This window comes from Saccharibacter floricola DSM 15669 (genome assembly GCF_000378165.1).
In the GTDB taxonomy this organism is placed as follows: Bacteria; Pseudomonadota; Alphaproteobacteria; order Acetobacterales; family Acetobacteraceae; genus Saccharibacter; species Saccharibacter floricola.
The window spans coordinates 19,830-41,352 of record NZ_KB899345.1 but is presented as its reverse complement, the minus strand read 5'-3'; the positions used below and the strand labels follow the sequence as shown (position 1 = coordinate 41,352).

The following is a 21,523-nucleotide window of genomic DNA, read 5'->3' as shown; positions in this document are numbered from 1 at the left end:
ATGCTTATTTTAGGAATTCTTGGAGTAGGCTCTGTCAGGTCTTGAAAGACGGGCAGGCTTCCTGTCTGTCTTTCATAAGTATGAGTGAGTCCGTTTTTTCTGATCAAAGTTGGTTCCTCTGGGAGCCTCTTATTGAGGAGGTCCGCCCAAAGGGAAAGACGCCGCCTAAGAACCTTCGACGGACGATTTCTGCGATTTTCTGGCGGCATCAGAACGGTGCGAAATGGCGTGCCTTACCCTCTGAGTTCGGCCTTTGGTGGATTGCTGCGCAATTGTTTATTCGGTGGTCGAAACTTGGTGTTTGGCAACGTCTTTTCGACAGGGTCAGTCGCAAAGATCCGGCCTTGGGCATGGTCTTCCTTGATGGTACGATCATTCGCGCTCATCATAAGGCCGCCGGGGCGGCCAAAAAAGGGGATACACAAGAAGCCAGAGAAACCGTGAAGTTCTTGGCCGCTCACATGGAGGATTTGGTACCAAGCTCTGCGGCGTAGCTGACGGACATGGGAAATCGTTGTCTTTCGCACTTACGCCCGGGCAAGCACATGAGGTGCCATCTGCCTATATTCTTCTTGATAATCTGCCTTACCGACCGGGTTATGTTGTCTGCAACCGTGGCTATACCTCCCAGAAGTTCCGTGACGCTATCTGGAACCATGGAACCCGTCCTGTTAGTCCAACACGGCGAAACGATCCTGACGTCAGTTGTCCAAAATGGGCTTACAGGCATCGCCATCTGATTGAAAAGCTATGGGCAAAGCTCAAGGAATGACGAGCTGTCGCGATACAATATGGAAAAACCGTATCGTCCTTTCTTGCTCATCGCTGCTACAGCGATCGTATCAAGACTTAACACGTCCTGAGGTATGATCATTGAGAGTCACTTCTTCAAAAGAGAAGCGATTCTGGACTGGTTTGAACATGCGGGTGGGAGAAGATGTGCATGAGAGACTCTTTCGTTTTCCTGCTTGTCTTCCCTACAGAGCTCTTACTTAGATGACCTACAAGAATCAGCACCTAGTGGTTTTTCTGAGGTTGGTAGCACTATATCTAGATTTTTTGTAAGGAAGGCAGGCTATCTCCTATTTTAAGGCGCAGTTTCCTGCCCCTTTTTAGAGCAGCTTATATCTACTGCTGTTAGATGGGGTATCTTCTATTTGAAAATGAGAAGAATTCTCATCTAGTCTTTCCTTAGTCGCAATGCACAGTAGGGAAAGCAGCTATGATGGTGGGTTTTTCAGGGCGTGGTCGTCCTCTTGATATGTTAAAGCATGAAGAGAAAATTGCTTTATGGTCGCTTAGAAAGCTCCTAGGGCCTCATCACCAAAGAGGGGGAATGTCTCTTACGGGATTGCTGGGGAAAGAAGCTTATTCACTTCATCAGCGTTTTCACGCATTCTTTCTCCATACGGTTCATACAACGTGCTCTTTGGATGTTTCGTCAACTGAGCAGCATTTGTTACAGGTGATGGCAGAGATGCAGATTCTTTCCCATGAAGAGGGTATCGTTTCAGAGCTCAGGAAAGCATTGATGCAGTTAAGTATGACACTGGCAGCTTATGGGTATTGGTTACCTCAACCTGTTCGTAAGGCGTCTTCGGTGCGGGGTGTCTCGCATATGGGGATGACACAAGATAATTATCCGCCAATGATGCAGGCTGCAGAATGATTTCTCTTGCGCTCCTCGCTCTCCGTCTTAGGATGCCTGTCCTAGTCCATCGCATGCCGTGAGAACGAGGAGACGCATTGGTTTATCAAAAAATTTCCCTTCAAGAGGGGTTAGACCTTCAATGCGGAGAGCGTGTAGCACCGCTTGATATTGCTTATCAGACCTATGGCACACTTTCTCCGGCGCGTGATAATGCCATTTTGATTTGTCATGCTTTGACCGGGGATCAATATGTAGCAGATACACACCCCTTTACCGGAAAGCCGGGCTGGTGGGCGCGTATGGTTGGGCCGGGCTTGCCGATTGATACGGATCGTTTCTTTGTGATCTGCCCAAATGTACTGGGTGGGTGTATGGGTTCCACGGGCCCACTTTCACATAAACCCGATAGCGATGAGCTATGGGGAAGGGATTTCCCGATTATTACGATGCATGACATCGTGGCGGCTCAGGTAAAGTTGATGGATCATTTAGGGATCGGTCGGCTTTTTTCAGTGATTGGGGCGTCAATGGGTGGCATGCAAGTGTTGACCTGGGCATCAGATTATCCAGATCGTGTGTTTGCCGCGATACCTATTGCGACATCGGCCTTCCAGTCAGCACAAAATATTGCGTTTAATGAAGTGAGTCGTCAGGCTATTTTTGCTGATCCTGACTGGCATGATGGGAATTACCGTCAATTTGATACGATTCCAGCCCGTGGGCTCGGAGTTGCGCGGATGATGGCGCATATTACGTATTTGTCTGAAGAAGCTTTAACGCGGAAATTCGGGCGGCGTGTGCGTAATGCGTCCCAACCTTCAGCGATAGGTAATATGCCGTCGGTTTTCTTTGGCGATATGTTCGAAGTGGAAAGTTATTTGCGCCATCAAGGCTCGACTTTTGTAAAACGCTTTGATGCAAACGCTTATCTCAGCATAACGCGTGCGATGGATTATTTTGACCTTGCGGCAGAGTATGACGGTGATCTTACTATTCCGTTTAAGGGGTCGCCGACACGTTTTTGTGTGATCTCTTTCAGTTCTGATTGGCTTTTTCCAACGTCTCAATCACGCCATCTTGTAAGGGCTCTCAACCGTTCTGGAGTCAATGTGTCTTTTGTGGAGATCGAAAGTGACCGTGGACATGATGCGTTCCTTCTTGAGGAACCAGACTTTGACCGCACGATGCGTGGTTTTCTGAACGGGGCCGCTGAGCACGCGGGGCTAACGCAAGGGGGGATTGCACATGCGCGTTGATCAACAGGTTATCGCGGACATGATCGCACCTTGCAGTCGTGTGTTGGATGTTGGCAGTGGGGATGGCAGTCTTATTGGCCATCTTTTCCGTACACGAGCCTGTGATGCACAGGGAATTGAGCTTAGTATGGAGGCTGTGACGCATTCTGTCGCTCATGGCTTGCCTGTTATACAGGGGGATGCAGATCACGATCTCATTCATTATCCCAATGATAGTTTTGATTACGTTGTGTTGCAACGCACGTTGCAGGCTGTCGAGCGTCCACGTGAAGTGTTGAGGCAGATGCTTCGGATTGGTGAACATGCGATTGTCTCTTTTCCCAATTTTGGTCATTGGCGTTTGCGCCTGCAACTTCTTTACACAGGGCGGATGCCGATGACGTCTGTCTGGGCGACGCCATGGCATGAGACGCCCAACATCCATCCCTGTACGATCAAAGATTTTTTCGCTTTATGTGAAGAAGATGGCTATGTCGTTGAGCATTGGACAACCGTTAATGAGCGAGGGCGGCGGGCTCCGTGGTATTATTCCCCGCGTTTAGCCAATTTATGTGGGGAGCAAGCGCTCTTCCTGCTGCGACGAAAAATATAAAAAGGAGTGCCTTAGTTCTTTTTTTTAAAAAGGGATGACATACGTAGGTAACGTCCCCATCTCTATCGAAAAGCGCTCTGATAGAGCATGCTTTCTTTTATGAATACGTTACCTGGAGCGTAGATTATGACGGATATTCTTGCGGCCATTAAAAACCGCCGTTCGTTTAAAAATTTTGATCCTAATTATGCGTTGAGTCAGGAGGATTTAACGGCGATTTTGGATACAACACGCTATGCACCAACGGCGTTTAATATCCAAAATTACCGTTTTCTTGTGGTGCGTGATGCTGAGCAGCGGGAAAAGCTGACAAAGGTCGCTTGGAACCAACCTCAGATTAATAGCTGTTCGGCATTAATTGTGATGTGCGCTGATCTTAAGGCATGGGAGAAAGAGCCCAGACGTTACTGGGCGAATGCCCCTGAAGAGATACAAGCACTTTATGCTGATCAGATGATTCCGAACTATTATGAAGGTAGGGAGCAGGTTCAGCGTGATGAAGGATTCCGTTCTGCAAGTATGGCGGCATATGCGCTCATGATGACCGCACAAGCTTACGGGCTTGATAGCTGTGCGATGGATGGTTTTGACTTTGAGCAAGTCAAGAAGATTATTAATCTGCCAGAAGATCACGAGCTGATCATGTTTGTGGCGATTGGTAAGGCAGCGAGTGAGCCTAAACCGCGCTCTGGTATGCTTCCTTTAGAAGAGATTGTGCGTTTTGATCGTTTTTAGAGTGTGAGTGCTTCCGGATATCCTGTGAGATATCTGGAGGGATTTACGCAAATTTTAGAGAGCTAGGGAGAAAATAAACCCTTGCTCTCACCATACGGCCAGCCTACTATATAGGACTAACAAGCTCCCATTTCCATAATGTCATTGGGCAGTACTTGGTGAACGCCGTTTCTTAGGAGAAATCATGAGCAGTTTTACGGCTCTCGGTCTGGCGGAACCGATCTTAAAGGCCTTGAATGATGAGGGGTATGAAAGCCCAACGCCTATTCAGGCTGGCGCTATTCCGCACCTGTTGCAAGGGCGCGATTTATTAGGGCTGGCACAGACCGGAACTGGTAAAACAGCGGCATTTGCCTTGCCGATTTTGCAGCATATTCTTGAGAACCCTCGCCGCACTCCTGCACGTGGTATGCGGGCGTTAATTTTGGCACCAACGCGTGAACTTGCCGCGCAAATTGGTGCAAATTTTGCCGCTTATGCACGCCATATGAAGTTTTCATATGCCGTTGTGTTCGGTGGTGTTGGGCAGGGGCGCCAAGTTGACGCTATGAAGCGCGGTGTCGATGTGCTGGTTGCAGCGCCTGGGCGTCTTTTAGACCTTGTTGGGCAGGGGCATATTGATCTTTCAACACCAGAAATTGTTGTGTTGGATGAAGCCGACCGTATGCTGGATATGGGCTTTGTGCATGATATCCGTCGTATTGTCGCGAAATTGCCGAGTGAACGTCAGACGCTTTTATTTTCAGCAACGATGCCTTCTTCAATCCGTGACCTGGCCCATTCGTTGTTAAATGATCCTGCCATTGAGCAAGTGACGCCAGAATCCAGTACGGTTGATCGTATCCGTCAGGCCGTGTTGTTCGTGGATGCAGCGAAGAAGAAAGACGCTCTGTTGATGCTCGTAGATAATGAGCGTGTTGTGCGGGCCGTTGTCTTTACGTTGATGAAGCATGAAGCCAATAAAGTGGCGGAATATCTCAACCGTCATGGCATTACAGCAGCGGCGATTCATGGCAATAAGTCACAAGGGGCGCGAGAGCGTGCGATGAGTGGCTTCCGTGATGGGAGTATTCGCGTGCTTGTTGCTACGGATATTGCAGCTCGTGGTATCGATGTTGACGACGTGTCACATGTTTTCAATTACGATCTTCCGAATGTGCCGGAGGCTTACGTCCACCGTATTGGTCGTACGGCGCGTGCTGGTCGTGAAGGCTGGGCAATTTCGCTGTGTGATGCGGAGCAACGTGCTTGGCTGCGTGATATTGAGAAACGTATCGACAAGGATATTTCGGTTATAACGGATCATCCGTATCATTCTAATGATGCGCAGAACTCAACGCAGCGTCCGCCTGTTTTAGGTGGAGGTCGCGGTGGTGGGCGTTCTTCCCGTCGTCCGTCTTCTGGGCGTGGTGGTGGAGCTCGTCGTCACAATAGCGGTGGTGGAGCGCCCCGCCGTGGTGGCATGCGGCGTTCTTCATAATCATGCCGCGAGCGTGCATCGCAGGTGAGAAGGCGGGGCGAATGAAAAACATTCCCCCGCCTTTTTTTTGCGAATGTTTGGATCGTGTGCGAGATTAATGAGCGACTTTTTTTTAGGGGGAAAAAAATGGTGGATCAGAGAACACAAAGAACGCCACTAACATGGGGGCACGGTCCAGTAGAGGTTGAGTTCTTTCTCGATCCAACATGCCCATTTTCCAATAAGGCCTTCAAAAAAATAAAGCCTTTTGTAGCGTTAATGGGAGAAGAGGCCATTACGGTTCGGGTGTATCTTCACGTGCAGCCTTGGCATCTCTTTTCGGGTCTTATTGCGCGGACAGCGCTGGCAGCAGCTTTGAGCTCTGAGGGGAGAGAGGATGCGTGGCGTGTGCTTGATGTTGTGGCCGATCACCGTGATGAGTTTGACGCGATCGACCATTGCCGTGGAGCGTTGATGGCCGTCACGCCTACTGAAATTCGTCAGCGAGTTGAGGGTTATGCGGGATTAAAACTGTCGGATTCCTTCGAAAAAGAGAGTGTCACGGCGATGTTGAAGCGTCAGACACGTTATGCGCGCCAAAATGGTATTCACACATCTCCAACCGTCATGCTTAATGGCCTGATTGACGAGCGTTTCGGTAGCGGTGACGATGTTGAGGCATGGGTGGAATACTGCACCTTATAAAGAGGTTGGTAGATGTGTGCGTCTTCCCTCTGGGATGCCTTACGTTGTTAAGGTGATAGTGTCGCTTGTTGTCGTGCGACCTAATGCTGGGAAAATGCTTTCATAAGCAAAGCGATGCATCTCGGGGGAGAGGCTGGTGGTCGCATCTTCGACCAGAACGACGTTATATCCGTGCTCGTGGGCTGCTCGAGCTGTTGATTCAACGCCAAAGTTGGTTGCAATACCGCCGATGACGAGTGTTGTAATGCCGCGACGGCGAAGTTGGAGATCGAGCTCTGTCCCAAAGAAGGCGCCCCATTGATGTTTGGTAATGCGGAGATCTGTGGGTTCTGCTAGCCCATCGACGAGCTCTGACCAATCCGAGGGAAGTGCTTCGTCAGAAGAGGTGAGTGGGCGATCAACAGGTGCTTGCAGTGCGTCGGCACCATCGGATGCGAAAGCCACATTGACCAAAAATATGGGTGATCCATATTCCCGGAAATGATGCGCTAGTTTTTTGCTGCGTTCAACGACGGTCTGCCCTGAATAGGGAGCGGTGGGCAGTGAAACGATGCCATTTTGCAGGTCAATAAGAACAAGGGCGGTTTGGGCGCTAGGTAAGGAAAGCATGGATGTATCCTTGTCGTGAGCATTCAGGTGGGGACAGGGCAGCACCTTGAAGACGGGTCGTCATATGAAGAGCTGAGAACCTATTAAAGGGAATGTTCCATAAAGCAATTCTGTGGTTTGCATAGAACGAATGTGTTTCACTTAAGTATAGCGCATCACACGCTTACTTATAAAATAACATATTGTTTTGTGAAGGAATTTTATGGCGGATGGGGTGGGATTCGAACCCACGGTACGGTTCCCCGCACGCTGGTTTTCAAGACCAGTTCCTTAAACCACTCGGACACCCATCCGCATATTGTGCGCTCCTGAAAGCGTGACCCTGCATAAACATCAAAACGGAAGCGGCGTCAACCCATCAAAATACTTGACGTTGAAGAAGCAGCAGCCTAGAAGTCGGAAAGGTTTACGGACACGTCACTCCGCGAGGGTTCGCGCAGTGGCGCGTTTGTCATGGAATTAAGGGTATCACGTGTTCGACCAGCTTTCAGGTAGAATGTCGAAAGTCTTTGAAGGTCTCTCTCGCGGAGGGAAGCTTTCAGAAAGTGACGTTTCAGAAGCTATGCGGGAAGTCCGGCTGGCTATGCTGGAAGCGGATGTGGCTCTGCCTGTGGTGCGAAGCTTTGTTAAAAATGTCAAAGAACGTGCCGTTGGTGGGGAAGTCCTTGATGATGTTTCCCCCGGTCAGGCTGTCGCTAAGATCGTTAATGATGCGCTGATTGAGGCGCTCGGTGGGGCAGGGGTTGTTCCGCTTAATCTTTCTGCGCCAGCGCCGATCCCATTTTTGATGGTTGGTTTGCAGGGGGCTGGGAAAACCACCACATCGGGTAAGCTGGCGCTGCGTTTAGCGGGACGTGATCGCAAGAAAGTGCTGCTTGCAAGTTTGGACGTGCAGCGTCCGGCAGCGCAGTTACAGTTGCAGCAGTTAGCTGAGCAGGTAGGGCAGCAGACGGAAGGACGTGTTACGTCTTTGGCCATTGTTGATGGTCAGCAGCCTGTGGAGATTGCTCGCCGCGCCATGGAAACGGGGCGTCGTGAAGGCTATGATGTCGTCGTGCTTGATACGGCGGGGCGTCTAGCTATTGATGAAGCGCTGATGGATGAAGTCCGTCAGGTGCGTGATGCAACGAGCCCGGCCGAAACCTTATTGGTTGTCGATGCGATGACCGGCCAGGATGCGGTGAATACGGCGCAAGCCTTTAAAGACCAGATCGGTATCACAGGCGTTGTGATGAGCCGTATGGATGGTGACGCACGCGGTGGTGCGGCTTTGTCTATGAAGGCTGTTACGGGAGCGCCGATCAAATTCACCGGGTCGGGTGAAAAAGTTTCCGCTTTAGAAGAATTTCATCCTGAACGTGTTGCTGGACGTATTTTGGGGCTTGGTGACGTTGCTGGGCTGGTTGAAAAAGCGTCGGAGCAGCTGGATCAGGAAGAAGGTGAGCGTGTTGCCAAGAAGATGCTCGCCGGCAAGTTTGATCTCAATGACTATGTGTCACAGATCAATCAAATTAATCGCCTTGGGTCGATCTCCGGTATTCTCGGCATGCTGCCCGGTATGGGTAAGCTGAAGGATAAGCTGGAAGGGAAGAATCTTGATTCTAAGATCTTTGATCGCCACAAGGTGATTATTTCATCCATGACTGAGCAGGAGCGCCGGACACCGGGGATTATTAAAGCCTCGCGGAAAAAGCGTATTGCGGCGGGCTCTGGCACGAGCGTGCCAGAGGTCAATCGACTGCTCAAGCAGTTTGATGAAATGTCCACCATGATGAAACGTATCAGCAAAATGGGTTTGTCCGGGATGATGCGTGGCATGGGGGGTGCCGGAGGTCTGGGCGATATGTTCAAGGGGATGGGCGGCCCAGGTGGCCCTAATCCCTTTGGCTGAGTGTCCTCTTGGCCGAAGTTTGTTGACGTTTAACTCTCTTAATATGCAGGAGTTCGTATGAGCCTGAAGATTCGTCTTTCCCGCGCTGGTTCCAAAAAGCGCCCGTACTATCACATTGTTGTGGCTGATAGCCGCAGCCCACGTGATGGCCGCTTTGTGGAGAAGGTCGGTGCGTATAACCCAATGCTGCCTTCCGATCACGAAGAGCGCGTGCGTTTGAACGAAGAGCGCATCAAGCACTGGTTGTCCAATGGTGTGCAGACGACAGATCGTGTTGCGCGCTTCCTTGGTAATGCCGGTCTGGCTCCAAAGCCTGTTTTCCGTGACCAGCCCAAGAAATCGGCACCGAAGAAGAAGGCTCAGGAGCGCGCTGCCGCCGCTGCTGAAGCAGCCGCTTCCTAATTGACTGACGTTTAAACGGGAGAATTTCCTTTGCCACGCCACCCTTCAGATCGTGATGTTCTGATTGCCACCATTGGGAAGCCTCATGGTGTGCGGGGGCTCGTGCGTCTTCATCCAGCCACAGAAACTGCCGACATGGTGGAGGATATTGGTGCGCTGCATGATGAGTATGGGGGGCAGTGGCATGTGCGTTGGAAAGCCCCTGGGATTGCTGCACTTCTTGATGCTGATGGCCAGGCTTTGCCTGATCGTAATGCCGCAGAGAAGCTAGTCAATCGCCGTCTTTATGCCGTGCGTGAGGCATTGCCTGAAACGGATGATGAAGAGTTTTACCATGTCGATCTGCTCGGTATGGAGGCTGTTCTGTCGTCCGGTGAAGGTCTTGGTGTTGTCACGAAGGTGCATGATTACGGTGCAGGAACAAGCCTTGAGCTTGAGAGCGGACAGATTATCCCATTTACGTTGGCCTGCGTACCGGAGATTGACCGTAAGGCGAATCGTCTTGTGGTTGAATTGCCGGAAATGGTTGAGGTGGAAGGTGATTTGTCGGGTGATGTGAAGATACGCTCATGACCTGGCAAGCTGATATTCTTACGCTTTTTCCCGATATGTTCCCCGGTCCATTGGGGTATTCTTTAGCGGGTCGTGCTTTAGAGAATGATGTGTGGTCCTGTCGGGCCCATGATCTGCGTCCTTATGGGCGGGGTCGGCATCGTGCTCTGGATGATACACCGTTTGGGGGTGGGGCAGGTATGGTGATGCGTCCTGACGTATTAGATCATGCGCTGTCTGATGTAAGGGGGAGCCGTCAATGCCCGGTGATCTATCCGACACCGCGCGGAAAACGGTTAGAGCAAAAGGATATCGAACGTTTTTCGCAAGGTGATGGAGTCGTCATTTTGTGTGGACGTTTTGAAGGAGTGGACGAGCGCGTGTTGGAAAAGCACGCTGTTGAGCAGTTCTGTATGGGAGACTTTGTGCTTTCGGGAGGAGAAATCCCGGCTTTAGCGCTCCTTGATGGCTGTGTTCGACTTCTTCCCGGGGTTATGGGGTCTGTTCATAGTGGGGAGGAAGAGAGTTTCTCTGAAGGCCTGCTTGAATATCCTCACTATACGCGTCCAGCAGAGTGGGAAGGGCGGGATGTTCCGTCGGTTCTTCTTTCTGGTCATCATCAGGATATCGCCCGTTGGCGTCATGAAAAATCCATCGCTGTAACGCGCGCGCAACGCCCAGATTTATGGGCGGCGTACGAACAGCGACCTTAATGTAGTTGAGTTTCTTTTCAGGAGTTTGGTCATGAACATTATTCAGCAGTATGAGGCGCGCGAGATGGAGCGTCTTTCCGCTATTCGTGGCGTGCCGGAATTCGCTCCAGGTGATACGGTTCGCGTGGGTGTGCGCGTTGTTGAAGGGACACGTGAGCGTGTTCAGGTTTTCGAGGGTGTTGTGATCTCTCGTAGCAACCGCGCATTGGGTAGCAGCTTCACTGTGCGCAAGGTTTCTAACGGTGAAGGTGTGGAACGTGTGTTCCCGCTCTTCTCACCGACGATCGCAGAGATTAAGGTAGTGCGTCGCGGTAAGGTTCGTCGTGCGAAACTGTATTACCTGCGTGGTCGTTCTGGTAAGTCAGCACGTATCGCCGAGCGTCCGCGTGATGTTAACAAAGGCAGCAAAAAGGCTGCGTCCTAACTGGAGATAGAGAAATGCACAAACCGTCTTCTCCCAGAACGTTATATGACAAAATCTGGGATGATCATGTGGTCCTTACCCTCGAAGACGGGACGTGCCTTCTCTACATTGACCGTCACCTCCTTCATGAGGTGACCAGTCCGCAGGCTTTTGAAGGCTTGCGGGCAGCGGGGCGCCCGGTGCGGCGTCCCGGGGCTACTTTTGCTGTAGCCGACCATAATGTCCCGACCTCAGATCGCTCGCTGCCGATTGAAGATCAGCAGAGTCGTCTTCAGATTGAAACGCTGGAGCGTAATGTCGAGGAATTTGGGGTTCCGTATTTTCCACTTCTGTCACGTAAACAGGGTATCGCCCATGTGGTAGGGCCAGAGCAGGGGATTTCCTTGCCGGGTATGACCATTGTGTGTGGGGATAGCCATACCTCGACGCATGGAGCCTTGGGCTCTTTGGCGTTTGGCATTGGGACGTCTGAAGTGGAGCATGTGCTTGCAACGCAAACATTGTTGCAAAAGCGTGCGAAGAACATGCTTGTTCGTGTGGAGGGCCAGATTGGCCCGGGCGTGACGGCAAAAGATATTATGCTGGCGATCATTGGCCGCACCGGGACAGCTGGTGGGACGGGCTACGTTATTGAATATGCAGGCTCTGCTGTGCGCGCGTTGGATATGGCGGGCCGGATGACGCTGTGCAATATGTCGATCGAAGCTGGTGCCCGTGCAGGGATGGTGGCTCCTGATGAGACGACCTTTGCGTATGTCAAAGGGCGTTCTTATGCCCCTAAGGGGGAGGCTTTTGAGCAGGCTGTTGCTTATTGGCAGAGTCTGCGCTCTGATGACGGGGCGCATTACGACAAGGAAGTCTTTCTTGATGCGGCGGAGATCAAGCCGTCACTGACATGGGGAACAAGCCCTGAAGATGTGATGTCCATTGATGGGCGAGTGCCGAGCCCTGATGAGGCGACGGATTCAGCAAGAGCGGAGCGTATTCGTCGCACGTTGAGCTATATGGGGCTTGAGGCAGGGCAGAAGCTGGCTGGAACGCCAGTGGATGCGGTCTTTATTGGCTCTTGCACCAATAGCCGCATTGAAGATTTGCGAGCCGCTGCTGCGATTGTCCAGAACCGTAAAGTGGTGCCTTCCGTGCGTGCGATGGTCGTCCCGGGGTCAGGGCTTGTGCGACAGCAGGCGGAAGCCGAAGGGCTTGATAAAATTTTCCGTGATGCTGGGTTTGAGTGGCGCGAAGCGGGCTGTTCGATGTGTTTGGGAATGAACCCAGACAAGCTTGAGACACAGCAACGCTGCGCATCGACATCCAACCGAAATTTTGAAGGGCGGCAAGGGCCGCAAGGGCGAACACATCTATGTTCCCCCAGTATGGCTGCAGCAGCGGCTGTGACGGGGACGTTATGTGATGTGCGTGAGCTGATGGAAGGAGCGCGGTGATGGAGAAGTTTACACGTCTGACGACAGTGGCAGCACCGCTCCCACAAGAGAATATTGATACAGACCAAATTATCCCAGCACGTTTTTTGAAGACGATTCAGCGGACGGGGCTTGGAAAGCATTTGTTTGCTGATCAGCGTTATGATGAGCAAGGGAATGAGAAGCCTGATTTTGTTCTCAATAAACCAGCTTATCGAAAAGCAGGCATCTTAATTACCCTAGATAATCTTGGCTGTGGTTCATCGCGTGAGCATGCGCCGTGGGCTCTGCAAGATTTTGGTATTCGCTGTGTGATTGCACCGAGCATTGCTGATATTTTCCACAGTAACTGTTTTAAGAACGGTCTGCTGCCCATCCGTCTCCCTTTAGAGATTTGTGAAACGCTGATGGATGATGCGCGTCAGGGGGAAAATGCGCGCTTAACGGTTGATCTGGAAAAACAACAGATTGTCCGTCCTGACGGCGAAACGATCCCTTTTGATGTTGATCCGTTCTGGCGTCATAACCTCTTGGAAGGGCTTGATAACATCTCTCAAACCCTTCTGCGTGAGGGGGAGATTGAGCAATTTGAACAACGCGCTAACCGGGCATGGATCCCATCAACGCAAGGGGAAAACTCATGAGCGACACCCATCAACTGCTTCTTCTGCCCGGTGATGGCATTGGCCCTGAGATTATGGCGCAAGCTGTTAAAGTGCTGCATTGGTTGCGCGACCATCGCGGGCTTAATGTTGAGTTGACGGAAGAGCTCGTCGGTGGGGCCTCTCTGAAAGCCCATGATACGCCTATTCGTGATGAGGTCATTGAGCAGGCGCGTCATGCGGATGCCGTCTTGTTTGGTTCAGTCGGTGACCCGGCTTGGAAAGATGCGCCGTTTGAGAAGCGCCCAGAAGTGGCGATTCTACGCCTTCGTAAAGAGCTCGGGTTATACGCGAATTTACGTCCCGCTAAGCTTTTTGACGCGCTGTTGTCAGCTTCTGCACTAAAGCCGGAAGTGGTGCGTGGGCTGGACTTGATGATCGTGCGTGAAACGGTTGGTGGTGTTTATTTCGGTGAGCCGCGTGGTATTGAGACCCTGCCTGATGGCACGAAGCGCGGGGTGAATACGGAAGTGTATACCACCGCAGAGATTGAGCGCGTGGCGCGTGTGGCGTTTGAGTTGGCACGCCAGCGCGATGGGCGTGTTTGCTCGGTCGAAAAAGGCAACGTCATGGAAAGTGGCTTGCTATGGCGTGAGGTGGTGACGAGTCTCCATAAGGCTGAGTATTCTGATGTCACGTTGACGCATATGCTGGCTGACAATTGCGCAATGCAGCTTGTGCGTGATCCACGTCAGTTTGACGTGATGGTGACAGGCAATTTGTTCGGGGATCTGCTGTCTGACCTCGCCTCCATGCTGACAGGGTCTCTTGGTATGCTGCCTTCTGCAACGCTGGGGGCGGAGAATGAGCACGGCAAGCGTGCCGCGTTGTATGAGCCTATTCATGGCAGTGCACCGGATATTGCGGGCAAGGGGAGTGCTAATCCACTCGCGCAAATTCTGTCTTTGGCGATGCTGTTGCGCTACTCGCTCAACCGTCCAGAGGATGCTGAACTGATTGAGCGCGCCGTCTCTGGCGTATTGGCCGATGGGTTGCGGACGGCCGATATTGCTGGCGAAGGTGATGCCCGTGCCACCACAGAGCAAATGGGCGAGGCTGTATTGAAGAAAATGGCAGCGCAGGCTTAAGAGCGATTGACGCCCCTCCTTACTGTGAAAAGGGCGGGGCTATCATATAGGGAGAGACGAGTATGGCCGTAAGTGCTGATCGTATGGGGCGTATTTTGCCCAGTCAGACGATTGCTATTACCCAGAAGGCCCGCGCCTTGAAAGCTGAGGGGCGGGATATCATCAGTCTTTCTGCGGGTGAGCCGGACTTTGATACGCCAGATTTCGTTAAACAAGCGGCCATTGAGGCGATCAATCGTGGTGAGACGAAATATACTGATGTCGCAGGCACCATTGAGCTGCGTAAAGCGGTCGCTGCGTGGCTCAATAAAGATTTTGACCTTGATTATCGTCCTGAGGAGATTACGGTTTCCACAGGGGGAAAGCAGGTCATTTATAATGTGATGACCGCGACGCTCAATGCGGGTGATGAGGTTATCATTCCCGCCCCAGCATGGGTGTCTTATCCTGACATTGTGCGTTTGGCTGATGGAACGCCTGTTGTCGTCCCGACTGAAGAAGCAACGGGTTTTCGTCTGACAGCAGAGCAATTGCGTCAGGCGATTACGCCACAGACACGCTGGCTTGTGTTGAACTCTCCATGCAACCCGACAGGGTCAGCCTACTCTCCGGAAGAGCTGCGTGCGTTGGCGGATGTCTTGTTAGAACACCCACAGGTTTGGCTACTGACAGATGATATTTACGCCAAGCTGATTTACGATGGGCGTGTGTCATCAACAATGGTGCAGGTTGAGCCGCGTTTGCGTGATCGCACCGTAACGATGAATGGCGTGAGCAAAGCTTATGCGATGACGGGATGGCGTATTGGTTTTGCGGCGGCACCTGTTGAGCTAACGAAGCAGCTCATTAAGCTTCAAGGCCAAAGCACCAGCAATGCCTGCTCGATTGCGCAAGCGGCGGCACTAGCTGCGGTGACGGGGCCTCAGGACTGTATTGATGAGATGGTTTCTGTGTATCAAGGGCGTCGTGATCAAGTCGTGGAGGCGCTCTCTTCGGTTCCGGGGTTGGAGTGCCAGCGTCCAGAAGGGGCATTTTATGTCTTTGTTTCGATCAAGAAACTCCTTGGACGTTCTTCTCCTCAAGGGACACAATTGACCACGGATGAAGACTTCGTGACAGCTTTGTTGGAAGAAACAGGCGTTGCGGCTGTGCATGGTTCTGCGTTTTTGATGCCGGGCTATTTCCGTGTCTCTTATGCGACGAGCACAGAGCTTTTGGTCGAAGCATGTGCGCGTATTTGTCGCTTTTGTGAGGGGGTGCAGTAATGTTTCGTCCAGCAACGCGGATTTCGTCTCTTCCAGCTCCCGCTACGATTGCTGTAGCGACGCGAGCGCGTGAGCTTGCAGCACAGGGAAAACCTGTGCTCTCACTTGCATTGGGACAGCCTGATTTCCCATCGCCAGCTGAGGCGCTCACCGGAGCGATTGGTGAAGTGGAAGAGGGGCGGACAGGGTATCCGCCGGTTGTTGGGCAAAAAGATTTACTGGAGGCCATTGCGTATAAGTTTAAGCGCGATAATGGGCTGGAGGCAAAGCTCTCGCAGCTCATGGTCTCCAATGGTGGCAAACAGGTCATTTTCAACGCCTTCATGGCGTCGTTGGAAGAAGGGGATGAGGTGATTGTTCCGTCGCCTTATTGGGTGAGCTACCCCCTCATCGCGCGGATGTTTGGCGGTGTGCCCGTTGATGTTGTGTGTCGTGAAGAGGACGGCTTCCGGCCTGATGCTGCTCATATAGCTCAAGCCATCACGCCAAAAACGCGTTGGCTGGTGCTCAACTTCCCGAATAATCCAACGGGAGCTATTTTAGAGCGCAAAGACCTTGAGGCTATTGCTGAGGTTTTACGTACTGCGCCGCATGTTTTGATTATGTGTGATGAGATGTATGAGCATCTCACCTTTGATGGGCGGACACATCTTTCTTTAGCGCAAGTAGCGCCGGACTTGGCGGATCGCATTCTTATCGTCAATGGTGTGAGTAAAGCCTATGCGATGACGGGGTGGCGTGTTGGGTTTGCGTACGGGCCTGAAGCGTTGATCCGGGCGATGGTTAAAGTGCAGGGCAATATAACATCAGGCATTTGCACCTTAGCGCAGGGCGGTGCCAAGGCAGCGCTATATGGTGGCATGGACGGTGTTGAAACCATGCGGGCGACCTATGAGCGACGACGCAATAAGGTCGTTGAAATTTTGCGTGCGATCCCGGGTTTGACATGTGCAATGCCTGAGGGTGCTTTTTACGCGTATCCGGGGATCAAGTCTTTCATCGGGAAATGTTCAGCAGCAGGGTATAAGCTGGACAGTGATGTCGCCTTTGCAGAAGCTTTGCTGGAAGAAGAACATTTAGCCGTTGTGCCGGGTTCTGCGTTTGGTTTAGGGCCGCATGTGCGCCTGTCATTCGCCGCATCGGATGAACAGCTGATGGAAGCCTGCACGCGGCTTAAACGCTTTGTGCAGGGAATCCGATAAAGCTAAGAGCGCTCATAAGGGTCAAGGCCGTGCGTTCCATTGAGCGATCAAATCAACAACGGCTTGTGGAGACATACGGCGGGCGTTGCCTAAGGAAAGGGTTCCGTCTTTATTGAGAAGACGGCCATCACTGGTCAGCATGAGTACGGTGGGTATGGCTGTAATGTTAACGTTGTAATGATGGGCGATGTCCATATTGGCCGTGAGGCGTTCAACATTGATGGGAACGATAACAAAGTTCTTCTCTAGCCAAAAGGAAACGTCAGGCGAAGCCATAATGCCGGCGAGAATCCGACAGTCTGGGCACCAATTAGCGCCAAAATCGAGAAGAACACGGCGATGTGTTTTCCGTGCAGTCATGAAAGCTTCACGGACTTGGATGGGAGCAAGGGATGCGTCAGGATAAGGTGCTGCGGCCGGTTTTATCGCGCTGTTATGGAGGGTAGGCGGCGCAGAAGCTGTAGCGTGAGCTGGCTGCGCGAAGAGAGCGGCAAAGCCGGCTAGGGCGGCAAAAGAGAAAAAACGCATAAAAACCTTATCGTCAGGAATAGAGTGTCACCCTATTCATATGTACCCGAATGCCCGTTATGGTCTAGGCACCTGATGGCTTGATGAATGAAGGGAGAGTGTGTGGCTCGTAACGAAAACACGATTTCTGCTAAAAATGAAGTAAGTATCGCTTCAACCTTGGGGCGAACAGCCGGCCTTATTGGTCTTACATTGCTGTTTATGGCACTTGTGCGTTTTTGCGCACCCGTGTCACATATCGTGCAACACGCAGCAGGGACGGCTTTGTGGCAGCGGGCTTATGTTCTTTTCCATATTACGAGCGCATTAGGGCGAGAACAGCTGATCATGAGTGCGATTGTGGTTGTCTGTTTTTTACTCGCTTTTGCCCTACAAATGGGGATGCTCTGGGGATGGGCGCGTTGGAAAAAAAACTCTTAAGATGAGGAGCGGCGTTGAAAGGGAGCACTTGCCACTAAGAGCCATGACAGAATAAGGAGAGAACCTCCAAAAGGAGCTGGTGGGGCGCTGCTTGTTATGTGAAGGCCATACAGAGTTACCGAAATGCTAAAAAGCAGTGTGCCAAGCATCATTCCTACACAAGCAAGGCGTGTGCGTAATGGGTGTAAATAAGGGGCTCCAATTGTGAGGGCACAAAGTGCAATCCCGTGCCATAAAGCGATGTTTGCTGCCATATGAACCATATCACGCCCATGAGGAGGGGAGAATGCGGCCTCCGGCAAATGAGCAGCTATAGCTTGGAGAGCAACACTGATCCCACTCATAAGAGCGGCTGTAGCGAAACAGGCTCTTAATATAAGGCTGGTATGGAGTGAGGAAGACGAGGGCGAGCTTGTGGGGCTGTGTTTCATATAAGAGGGCTGCATAAGATCACCTTTTAAAAAGAGCAGCTATAGAGAGAAGGAAGAATAGAATTTATGACAAAGCTGGCCAAGTACAGTGTGTTAGGTGGGTTGGTGTTAACGCTTGGAGGGTGTGATACCGTGCTTGCCCCGGATGCGCCTCCAGCTCCCCCCCTTCCAAAGGGCCCGGTTAGCCCTGCTGTACCCCCTATAAGCAGCGAGGATTTCCCAGCGATTCAAGTGATGAATGAGCGTGCTCTTTTCATTCAAACATTAGTGGCATTAGTGCCAAGCCACAGCGAACGTGACCTTGTGAAGCAGTTTTCAAGTCAGCTTTCTGATTCTTATAAAAAGCATCAAGATGCGATCACAAAGTTAATTCAGCCTTTACATGTAACACTTCCGTCTTCTTTGAGTATGGAAGATCAGAACTCAGCGAAGCGTCTTTCTCACCTTTATGGGCGAGCGTTTGACCATGCCTTTTTGCAAGTAATCTCGCGTTCTTTTGTTGCGAACGATTATCGAAAAATAGAAAGCTTGCAAAAGAAAGGAAGTACAGCGGATGTAAAAAATCTTGCAGGATCAGCGTTACAGATTGGGCAGGAAATGCAAAAAAAAGCCCGTGATCTCGTGAGATATTAAATAACTTCTTTGTGAAGGGGCGTGATTATTCACAATTAATGTCTGTGTTAGTGTTACCCTTTAGGGTGACATGGGGATAAAAATAGAGTAGCAACATGTCCGACAATATGGCAGGGCCTGCCTTAATCGTGGGATGACAGGCATGCTTCTGCCAGTAGCTTCTTTAGGGCTCTGCTAGAAAGGTTACGGTAATGCGTGACCAGCTGTGGGTTCGAGAAGTTTGGGTAGTTGATTTAGATAGTACGATTGTAGAATTTTACGTATGCAAGAAGATCCGCACTTAACTGAAGATTCTCTTCGTCAGGCTCTTTCTCGTCTTGGGGCAAGTGATGGCGATTCTCCACGTCATGATGATTCCAGAATGACATCATCAGCGCGTCCACATGAGCCAACAAGAGGGAATGCAGCTTTTGGGCGTAGGCGCCGCTTTTCTGGTGGTAATCACGTCATTGTAGAACATGCAGCACAAGGTCGTAAGGCGCAGAGTCGGCAGTTTTTCCGAGACAATCGTCAGGGTGGCACTGCAACGTTAGATGAGCAAAATGATGCGGAGCAGTTACGACGTGAGTTGCGTGCAGAAAAACGCCGCTACCACGACGCGGAAGCGGAGACAGAAGCGTTAAAACAACGTCTGCAGAGTTTCGAGACCCGTTTAGCGCATTATCGTCTTCAGGTTGATGAACAGAAAAAGGCTCTTGAGGCTCAGCAAGAAGAAACATTGCGTGTTAAAGCTGAGTTGCACCATGCGAGAGAGCACGAAAAAACGATTGTTCGTCGTCAAAACCAGAAGCGTAAGAAAATACAGACTGCTGTAAAAGAAGCGAACGTGGTAGAAGAGCAAGAGCCTATCCAATGGTGGAAAGACTAAAGGATGCTTTCCCTCACTCTCAGTGAGGGGACGACCGCATCACTTGGCGGGAAAACCACCCAAGAACACTGATAAAGACAACAATGCCAAGGCTCGTTTGGAGCCATGAGGGCAGGGAGAGGCTGAGTGTGTCGGTATGTCCGCTTGCACTGCTGATCCCTGCCAACAGGACGCCCATAACGCTTTCCCCAACAATAAAACCAGACGCAATCATCGTGCCACGTTTTTTGCTCCCATGATGAAGAATACGCCCAAGGATGGCTCCTACGGCAACGATCACCGAGACATCCGGAGGGAGATAGAGCCCCATTCCCAGAGCAAGCGGGGGGAGGGGGGCGTTAAAACGACGGGATAGTGTGTCAGCTATGATGAGGAAGCACCCCAGAAGAGCCCCAATTTCTAACATCGTCCAGTCTAAGCTATGGTTGATGATACCCTGTGCTAAGGCAGCCATTAAAGCGGGTTGTGGGGCGGGGAGTGCTTGGGCAGGATTCATCCCAGGGTGAGGCATATGACCGGCAAGGCCGTAGGCATTATAGATAATATTTAATAGCCAAGGGATAACGAGAGCACCGACGCCGCAACCGATAAGAAGGGCAATCTCTTGTTTCCATGGTGTGGCTCCGAGAAGCTGCCCAGTTTTGAGGTCTTGTAAATTATCGTTGGAGACAGCTGCTGATGCTGTAATGGCTGAGAGAATAAACAAACTAAAGCCAATGGCCATTGGGCGCTGGGCAGGGGTGAGCAAATGCGTGGTCTCAAGGGCGCAAAAAATAAGTCCGATGCTCATAATGGCAATGATGCCAATGCCTGAAATGGGAGATGATGAAGACCCAACAATCCCGGCCATATAGCCGCAAGCGCTGGCGACGATAAACCCAAGTGTCAGACAGAGGAAAACGCCGAGTGATGTCATGAGAAGGATGCTGTGCCATCCTAATCCGGCAGGAAGCAGAAACCATCCGAAAATAATAGCGAGCAGGGCGGTAAGAATTAAGCCTAAAATGATAATGGTGCGAGGCGAGAGATCACGATCTGTTTCATCACTGAGTGCTCGAAGAGAGGCTGAGAAAGCTGTGCGCACACCACGGACAACAGGGCGACTAAGGCGGAGAAGTGTCCACAAGGAAGCAATGGCAATGACGCCGGCACCGATAAAGCGTACCTTATGAGCCCATAGAAGAGGCGCATCTTGCAAGGGATGAGTTGATGGGGATAAGGCGCCAAAGAGTGGGACAAGAACGTCCCATGCCAGTAACACACCGAGTAGCATGGCAATCCCGCCGGAAAGACCAACGAGATAACCCGTGCCCAAGAGGGCGAAGGAAAAAGACCCGCTGATACTAAAGACTGACGAGCCTAAACGCGTCGCATAAGAGACGCTCCCTGCAAGAAGGTTGAGGCCTGAGGTTGCGAAGCTGGCACAGGCTGACACAAGGCTGCCGATACCGAGAAGACGCAGTTGGTTACGATCTCCTTCAGGGGAAGACGCATGTAAAATTTCTGCGCATGCTGTGCCTTCTGGGTAGGGGAGTTGGGACTCTGTGACGAGCGCGCGTCGTAAAGGAATGGTGAACAGAACGCCCGTCATTCCGCCAGCCATCGTCAAAATAACGGTAGGAATATAGGGGAAAGATTGCCACCAGCCGACCAACACAAGCCCGGGAAGAGCGGCAAATACACACGATAAAGTACCTGCTGCGGAGGCCTGCGTTTGAACCATATTATTTTCCAACACGGAGCTACGGCCTAAAAGGCGCAAAACGGCCATGGAGATAATAGCGGCGGGAATAGACGAGGCGAAAGTGAGGCCAAGTTTGAGGCCCAAATAAACATTGGCTGCGGTAAAGATGACTGTAATAAGGGCACCGAGGAGAATGCCACGTATGGTAAGTTCTTTGGGAGACGCTGTGTGAAGATGTCTATAAGGCATGTTGCGTTCGTTCCCTATCAGCGTCGTCCTGTCAATTGTTGAGATGTGTTCTTTTTATTGCGATGTGTCAACATTATAAGGAG

Annotated in this window: 23 protein-coding genes, 1 tRNA gene and 1 pseudogene; 20 read left to right on the top strand and 5 right to left on the bottom strand. The window is 51.4% G+C overall.

Going from position 1 to position 21,523, the window contains the following annotated elements:
• Window positions 1-80 precede the first annotated feature (80 nt).
• The 7 genes and pseudogenes from F457_RS14240 to F457_RS0110015 form a co-directional block, all read left to right on the top strand.
• Window positions 81-769 (top strand): annotated as a pseudogene (locus F457_RS14240) (IS5 family transposase); the annotation flags it as partial.
• A 453-nt stretch (window positions 770-1,222) separates the two neighbouring features.
• Complete coding sequence (locus F457_RS0110040; RefSeq protein WP_018981011.1) at window positions 1,223-1,669, top strand: hypothetical protein; 447 nt, start codon at window positions 1,223-1,225, stop codon at window positions 1,667-1,669.
• Between the two features lie 77 nt (window positions 1,670-1,746).
• Entirely contained in the window at window positions 1,747-2,907 is a 1,161-nt protein-coding gene (gene metX, locus F457_RS0110035; protein WP_018981010.1) for a homoserine O-acetyltransferase MetX, read from the top strand.
• Window positions 2,897-3,499, top strand: coding sequence for a methionine biosynthesis protein MetW (gene metW / locus F457_RS0110030; RefSeq protein WP_018981009.1), 603 nt, complete (start codon window positions 2,897-2,899; stop codon window positions 3,497-3,499). Before metX ends, metW begins: the two co-directional genes overlap by 11 nt.
• Window positions 3,500-3,625: 126 nt before the next feature.
• Window positions 3,626-4,234, top strand: a complete 609-nt coding sequence (locus F457_RS0110025) for a nitroreductase family protein (RefSeq protein ID WP_018981008.1) — start codon at window positions 3,626-3,628, stop codon at window positions 4,232-4,234.
• A gap of 184 nt (window positions 4,235-4,418) precedes the next feature.
• A complete protein-coding gene (locus tag F457_RS0110020; RefSeq protein WP_018981007.1) occupies window positions 4,419-5,714 on the top strand; it encodes a DEAD/DEAH box helicase in 1,296 nt (431 codons plus the stop codon).
• 126 nt (window positions 5,715-5,840) lie between these two features.
• The gene (locus F457_RS0110015; RefSeq protein ID WP_018981006.1) at window positions 5,841-6,398 is read left to right on the top strand and encodes a DsbA family protein; all 558 of its coding nucleotides are present in this window, start codon (window positions 5,841-5,843) and stop codon (window positions 6,396-6,398) included.
• Between the two features lie 39 nt (window positions 6,399-6,437).
• On the opposite strand, the gene F457_RS0110010 is transcribed toward F457_RS0110015, so the two are convergent.
• The gene (locus tag F457_RS0110010; protein WP_018981005.1) at window positions 6,438-7,007 is read right to left on the bottom strand and encodes a hydrolase; all 570 of its coding nucleotides are present in this window, start codon (window positions 7,005-7,007) and stop codon (window positions 6,438-6,440) included.
• Window positions 7,008-7,210: 203 nt separating this feature from the next.
• Window positions 7,211-7,300, bottom strand: a tRNA-Ser gene (locus tag F457_RS0110005).
• Window positions 7,301-7,479: 179 nt separating this feature from the next.
• Here F457_RS0110005 and ffh point away from each other — a divergent pair.
• The 10 genes from ffh (at window position 7,480) to F457_RS0109955 (ending at window position 16,627) form a co-directional block, all read left to right on the top strand.
• Entirely contained in the window at window positions 7,480-8,898 is a 1,419-nt protein-coding gene (gene ffh, locus F457_RS0110000; protein WP_026294342.1) for a signal recognition particle protein, read from the top strand.
• 57 nt (window positions 8,899-8,955) lie between these two features.
• On the top strand, window positions 8,956-9,300 hold the full coding sequence (gene rpsP, locus F457_RS0109995) for a 30S ribosomal protein S16 (protein WP_018981003.1): 345 nt from the start codon (window positions 8,956-8,958) through the stop codon (window positions 9,298-9,300).
• Between the two features lie 30 nt (window positions 9,301-9,330).
• Window positions 9,331-9,873, top strand: a complete 543-nt coding sequence (gene rimM, locus F457_RS0109990; protein ID WP_018981002.1) for a ribosome maturation factor RimM — start codon at window positions 9,331-9,333, stop codon at window positions 9,871-9,873.
• The gene (gene trmD, locus F457_RS0109985) at window positions 9,870-10,565 is read left to right on the top strand and encodes a tRNA (guanosine(37)-N1)-methyltransferase TrmD (RefSeq protein WP_018981001.1); all 696 of its coding nucleotides are present in this window, start codon (window positions 9,870-9,872) and stop codon (window positions 10,563-10,565) included. The genes rimM and trmD overlap by 4 nt, the downstream gene beginning before the upstream one ends.
• A gap of 31 nt (window positions 10,566-10,596) precedes the next feature.
• Window positions 10,597-10,989 carry a 50S ribosomal protein L19 gene (rplS, locus tag F457_RS0109980; RefSeq protein ID WP_018981000.1) on the top strand — a complete coding sequence of 131 codons (393 nt, stop codon included), beginning with the start codon at window positions 10,597-10,599 and terminating at the stop codon, window positions 10,987-10,989.
• Between the two features lie 14 nt (window positions 10,990-11,003).
• Window positions 11,004-12,431 (top strand): 3-isopropylmalate dehydratase large subunit, encoded by a 1,428-nt coding sequence (gene leuC, locus F457_RS0109975; RefSeq protein ID WP_018980999.1) that lies wholly within the window; start codon window positions 11,004-11,006, stop codon window positions 12,429-12,431.
• A complete protein-coding gene (gene leuD, locus F457_RS0109970) occupies window positions 12,431-13,054 on the top strand; it encodes a 3-isopropylmalate dehydratase small subunit (RefSeq protein WP_018980998.1) in 624 nt (207 codons plus the stop codon). Before leuC ends, leuD begins: the two co-directional genes overlap by 1 nt.
• Window positions 13,051-14,160 (top strand): 3-isopropylmalate dehydrogenase, encoded by a 1,110-nt coding sequence (gene leuB, locus F457_RS0109965; protein ID WP_018980997.1) that lies wholly within the window; start codon window positions 13,051-13,053, stop codon window positions 14,158-14,160. The genes leuD and leuB overlap by 4 nt, the downstream gene beginning before the upstream one ends.
• 62 nt (window positions 14,161-14,222) lie before the next feature.
• Window positions 14,223-15,425, top strand: a complete 1,203-nt coding sequence (locus tag F457_RS0109960; protein ID WP_018980996.1) for a pyridoxal phosphate-dependent aminotransferase — start codon at window positions 14,223-14,225, stop codon at window positions 15,423-15,425.
• Complete coding sequence (locus F457_RS0109955; protein WP_018980995.1) at window positions 15,425-16,627, top strand: pyridoxal phosphate-dependent aminotransferase; 1,203 nt, start codon at window positions 15,425-15,427, stop codon at window positions 16,625-16,627. Before F457_RS0109960 ends, F457_RS0109955 begins: the two co-directional genes overlap by 1 nt.
• Window positions 16,628-16,648: 21 nt before the next feature.
• Here the strand turns inward: F457_RS0109955 and F457_RS0109950 are convergent, their stop codons facing one another.
• Entirely contained in the window at window positions 16,649-17,155 is a 507-nt protein-coding gene (locus F457_RS0109950) for a thioredoxin family protein (protein WP_018980994.1), read from the bottom strand.
• A gap of 102 nt (window positions 17,156-17,257) precedes the next feature.
• Between F457_RS0109950 and F457_RS0109945 the strand changes: the two genes are divergently transcribed.
• Window positions 17,258-17,575 carry a hypothetical protein gene (locus F457_RS0109945; RefSeq protein ID WP_245539146.1) on the top strand — a complete coding sequence of 106 codons (318 nt, stop codon included), beginning with the start codon at window positions 17,258-17,260 and terminating at the stop codon, window positions 17,573-17,575.
• Here F457_RS0109945 and F457_RS0109940 read toward each other — a convergent pair.
• Window positions 17,572-18,021 (bottom strand): DUF423 domain-containing protein, encoded by a 450-nt coding sequence (locus F457_RS0109940; RefSeq protein ID WP_018980992.1) that lies wholly within the window; start codon window positions 18,019-18,021, stop codon window positions 17,572-17,574. The genes F457_RS0109945 and F457_RS0109940 overlap by 4 nt on opposite strands.
• 219 nt (window positions 18,022-18,240) lie before the next feature.
• Here F457_RS0109940 and F457_RS0109935 point away from each other — a divergent pair, with 219 nt between their 5' ends.
• Both F457_RS0109935 and F457_RS0109930 read left to right on the top strand, forming a co-directional pair.
• Window positions 18,241-18,639: a DUF4142 domain-containing protein gene (locus tag F457_RS0109935; RefSeq protein ID WP_211209046.1), complete on the top strand. Its 399-nt coding sequence runs from the start codon at window positions 18,241-18,243 to the stop codon at window positions 18,637-18,639.
• Between the two features lie 262 nt (window positions 18,640-18,901).
• Complete coding sequence (locus tag F457_RS0109930; RefSeq protein WP_018980990.1) at window positions 18,902-19,507, top strand: hypothetical protein; 606 nt, start codon at window positions 18,902-18,904, stop codon at window positions 19,505-19,507.
• Between the two features lie 19 nt (window positions 19,508-19,526).
• On the opposite strand, the gene F457_RS0109925 is transcribed toward F457_RS0109930, so the two are convergent.
• Window positions 19,527-21,440: an OPT family oligopeptide transporter gene (locus F457_RS0109925; protein WP_018980989.1), complete on the bottom strand. Its 1,914-nt coding sequence runs from the start codon at window positions 21,438-21,440 to the stop codon at window positions 19,527-19,529.
• Window positions 21,441-21,523: the final 83 nt, after the last annotated feature.

Coding starts and splice junctions, on each gene's coding strand:
- F457_RS0110040 (WP_018981011.1), top strand. CDS start 1,223: ATGATGGTGGGTTTTTCAGGGCGTGGTCGTCCTCTTGATATGTTAAAG.
- metW (WP_018981009.1), top strand. CDS start 2,897: ATGCGCGTTGATCAACAGGTTATCGCGGACATGATCGCACCTTGCAGT.
- F457_RS0110025 (WP_018981008.1), top strand. CDS start 3,626: ATGACGGATATTCTTGCGGCCATTAAAAACCGCCGTTCGTTTAAAAAT.
- F457_RS0110020 (WP_018981007.1), top strand. CDS start 4,419: ATGAGCAGTTTTACGGCTCTCGGTCTGGCGGAACCGATCTTAAAGGCC.
- F457_RS0110015 (WP_018981006.1), top strand. CDS start 5,841: ATGGTGGATCAGAGAACACAAAGAACGCCACTAACATGGGGGCACGGT.
- F457_RS0110010 (WP_018981005.1), bottom strand. CDS start 7,007: ATGCTTTCCTTACCTAGCGCCCAAACCGCCCTTGTTCTTATTGACCTG.
- rpsP (WP_018981003.1), top strand. CDS start 8,956: ATGAGCCTGAAGATTCGTCTTTCCCGCGCTGGTTCCAAAAAGCGCCCG.
- trmD (WP_018981001.1), top strand. CDS start 9,870: ATGACCTGGCAAGCTGATATTCTTACGCTTTTTCCCGATATGTTCCCC.
- rplS (WP_018981000.1), top strand. CDS start 10,597: ATGAACATTATTCAGCAGTATGAGGCGCGCGAGATGGAGCGTCTTTCC.
- leuC (WP_018980999.1), top strand. CDS start 11,004: ATGCACAAACCGTCTTCTCCCAGAACGTTATATGACAAAATCTGGGAT.
- leuD (WP_018980998.1), top strand. CDS start 12,431: ATGGAGAAGTTTACACGTCTGACGACAGTGGCAGCACCGCTCCCACAA.
- leuB (WP_018980997.1), top strand. CDS start 13,051: ATGAGCGACACCCATCAACTGCTTCTTCTGCCCGGTGATGGCATTGGC.
- F457_RS0109960 (WP_018980996.1), top strand. CDS start 14,223: ATGGCCGTAAGTGCTGATCGTATGGGGCGTATTTTGCCCAGTCAGACG.
- F457_RS0109955 (WP_018980995.1), top strand. CDS start 15,425: ATGTTTCGTCCAGCAACGCGGATTTCGTCTCTTCCAGCTCCCGCTACG.
- F457_RS0109950 (WP_018980994.1), bottom strand. CDS start 17,155: ATGCGTTTTTTCTCTTTTGCCGCCCTAGCCGGCTTTGCCGCTCTCTTC.
- F457_RS0109940 (WP_018980992.1), bottom strand. CDS start 18,021: ATGCAGCCCTCTTATATGAAACACAGCCCCACAAGCTCGCCCTCGTCT.
- F457_RS0109935 (WP_211209046.1), top strand. CDS start 18,241: ATGAATGAGCGTGCTCTTTTCATTCAAACATTAGTGGCATTAGTGCCA.
- F457_RS0109930 (WP_018980990.1), top strand. CDS start 18,902: ATGCAAGAAGATCCGCACTTAACTGAAGATTCTCTTCGTCAGGCTCTT.
- F457_RS0109925 (WP_018980989.1), bottom strand. CDS start 21,440: ATGCCTTATAGACATCTTCACACAGCGTCTCCCAAAGAACTTACCATA.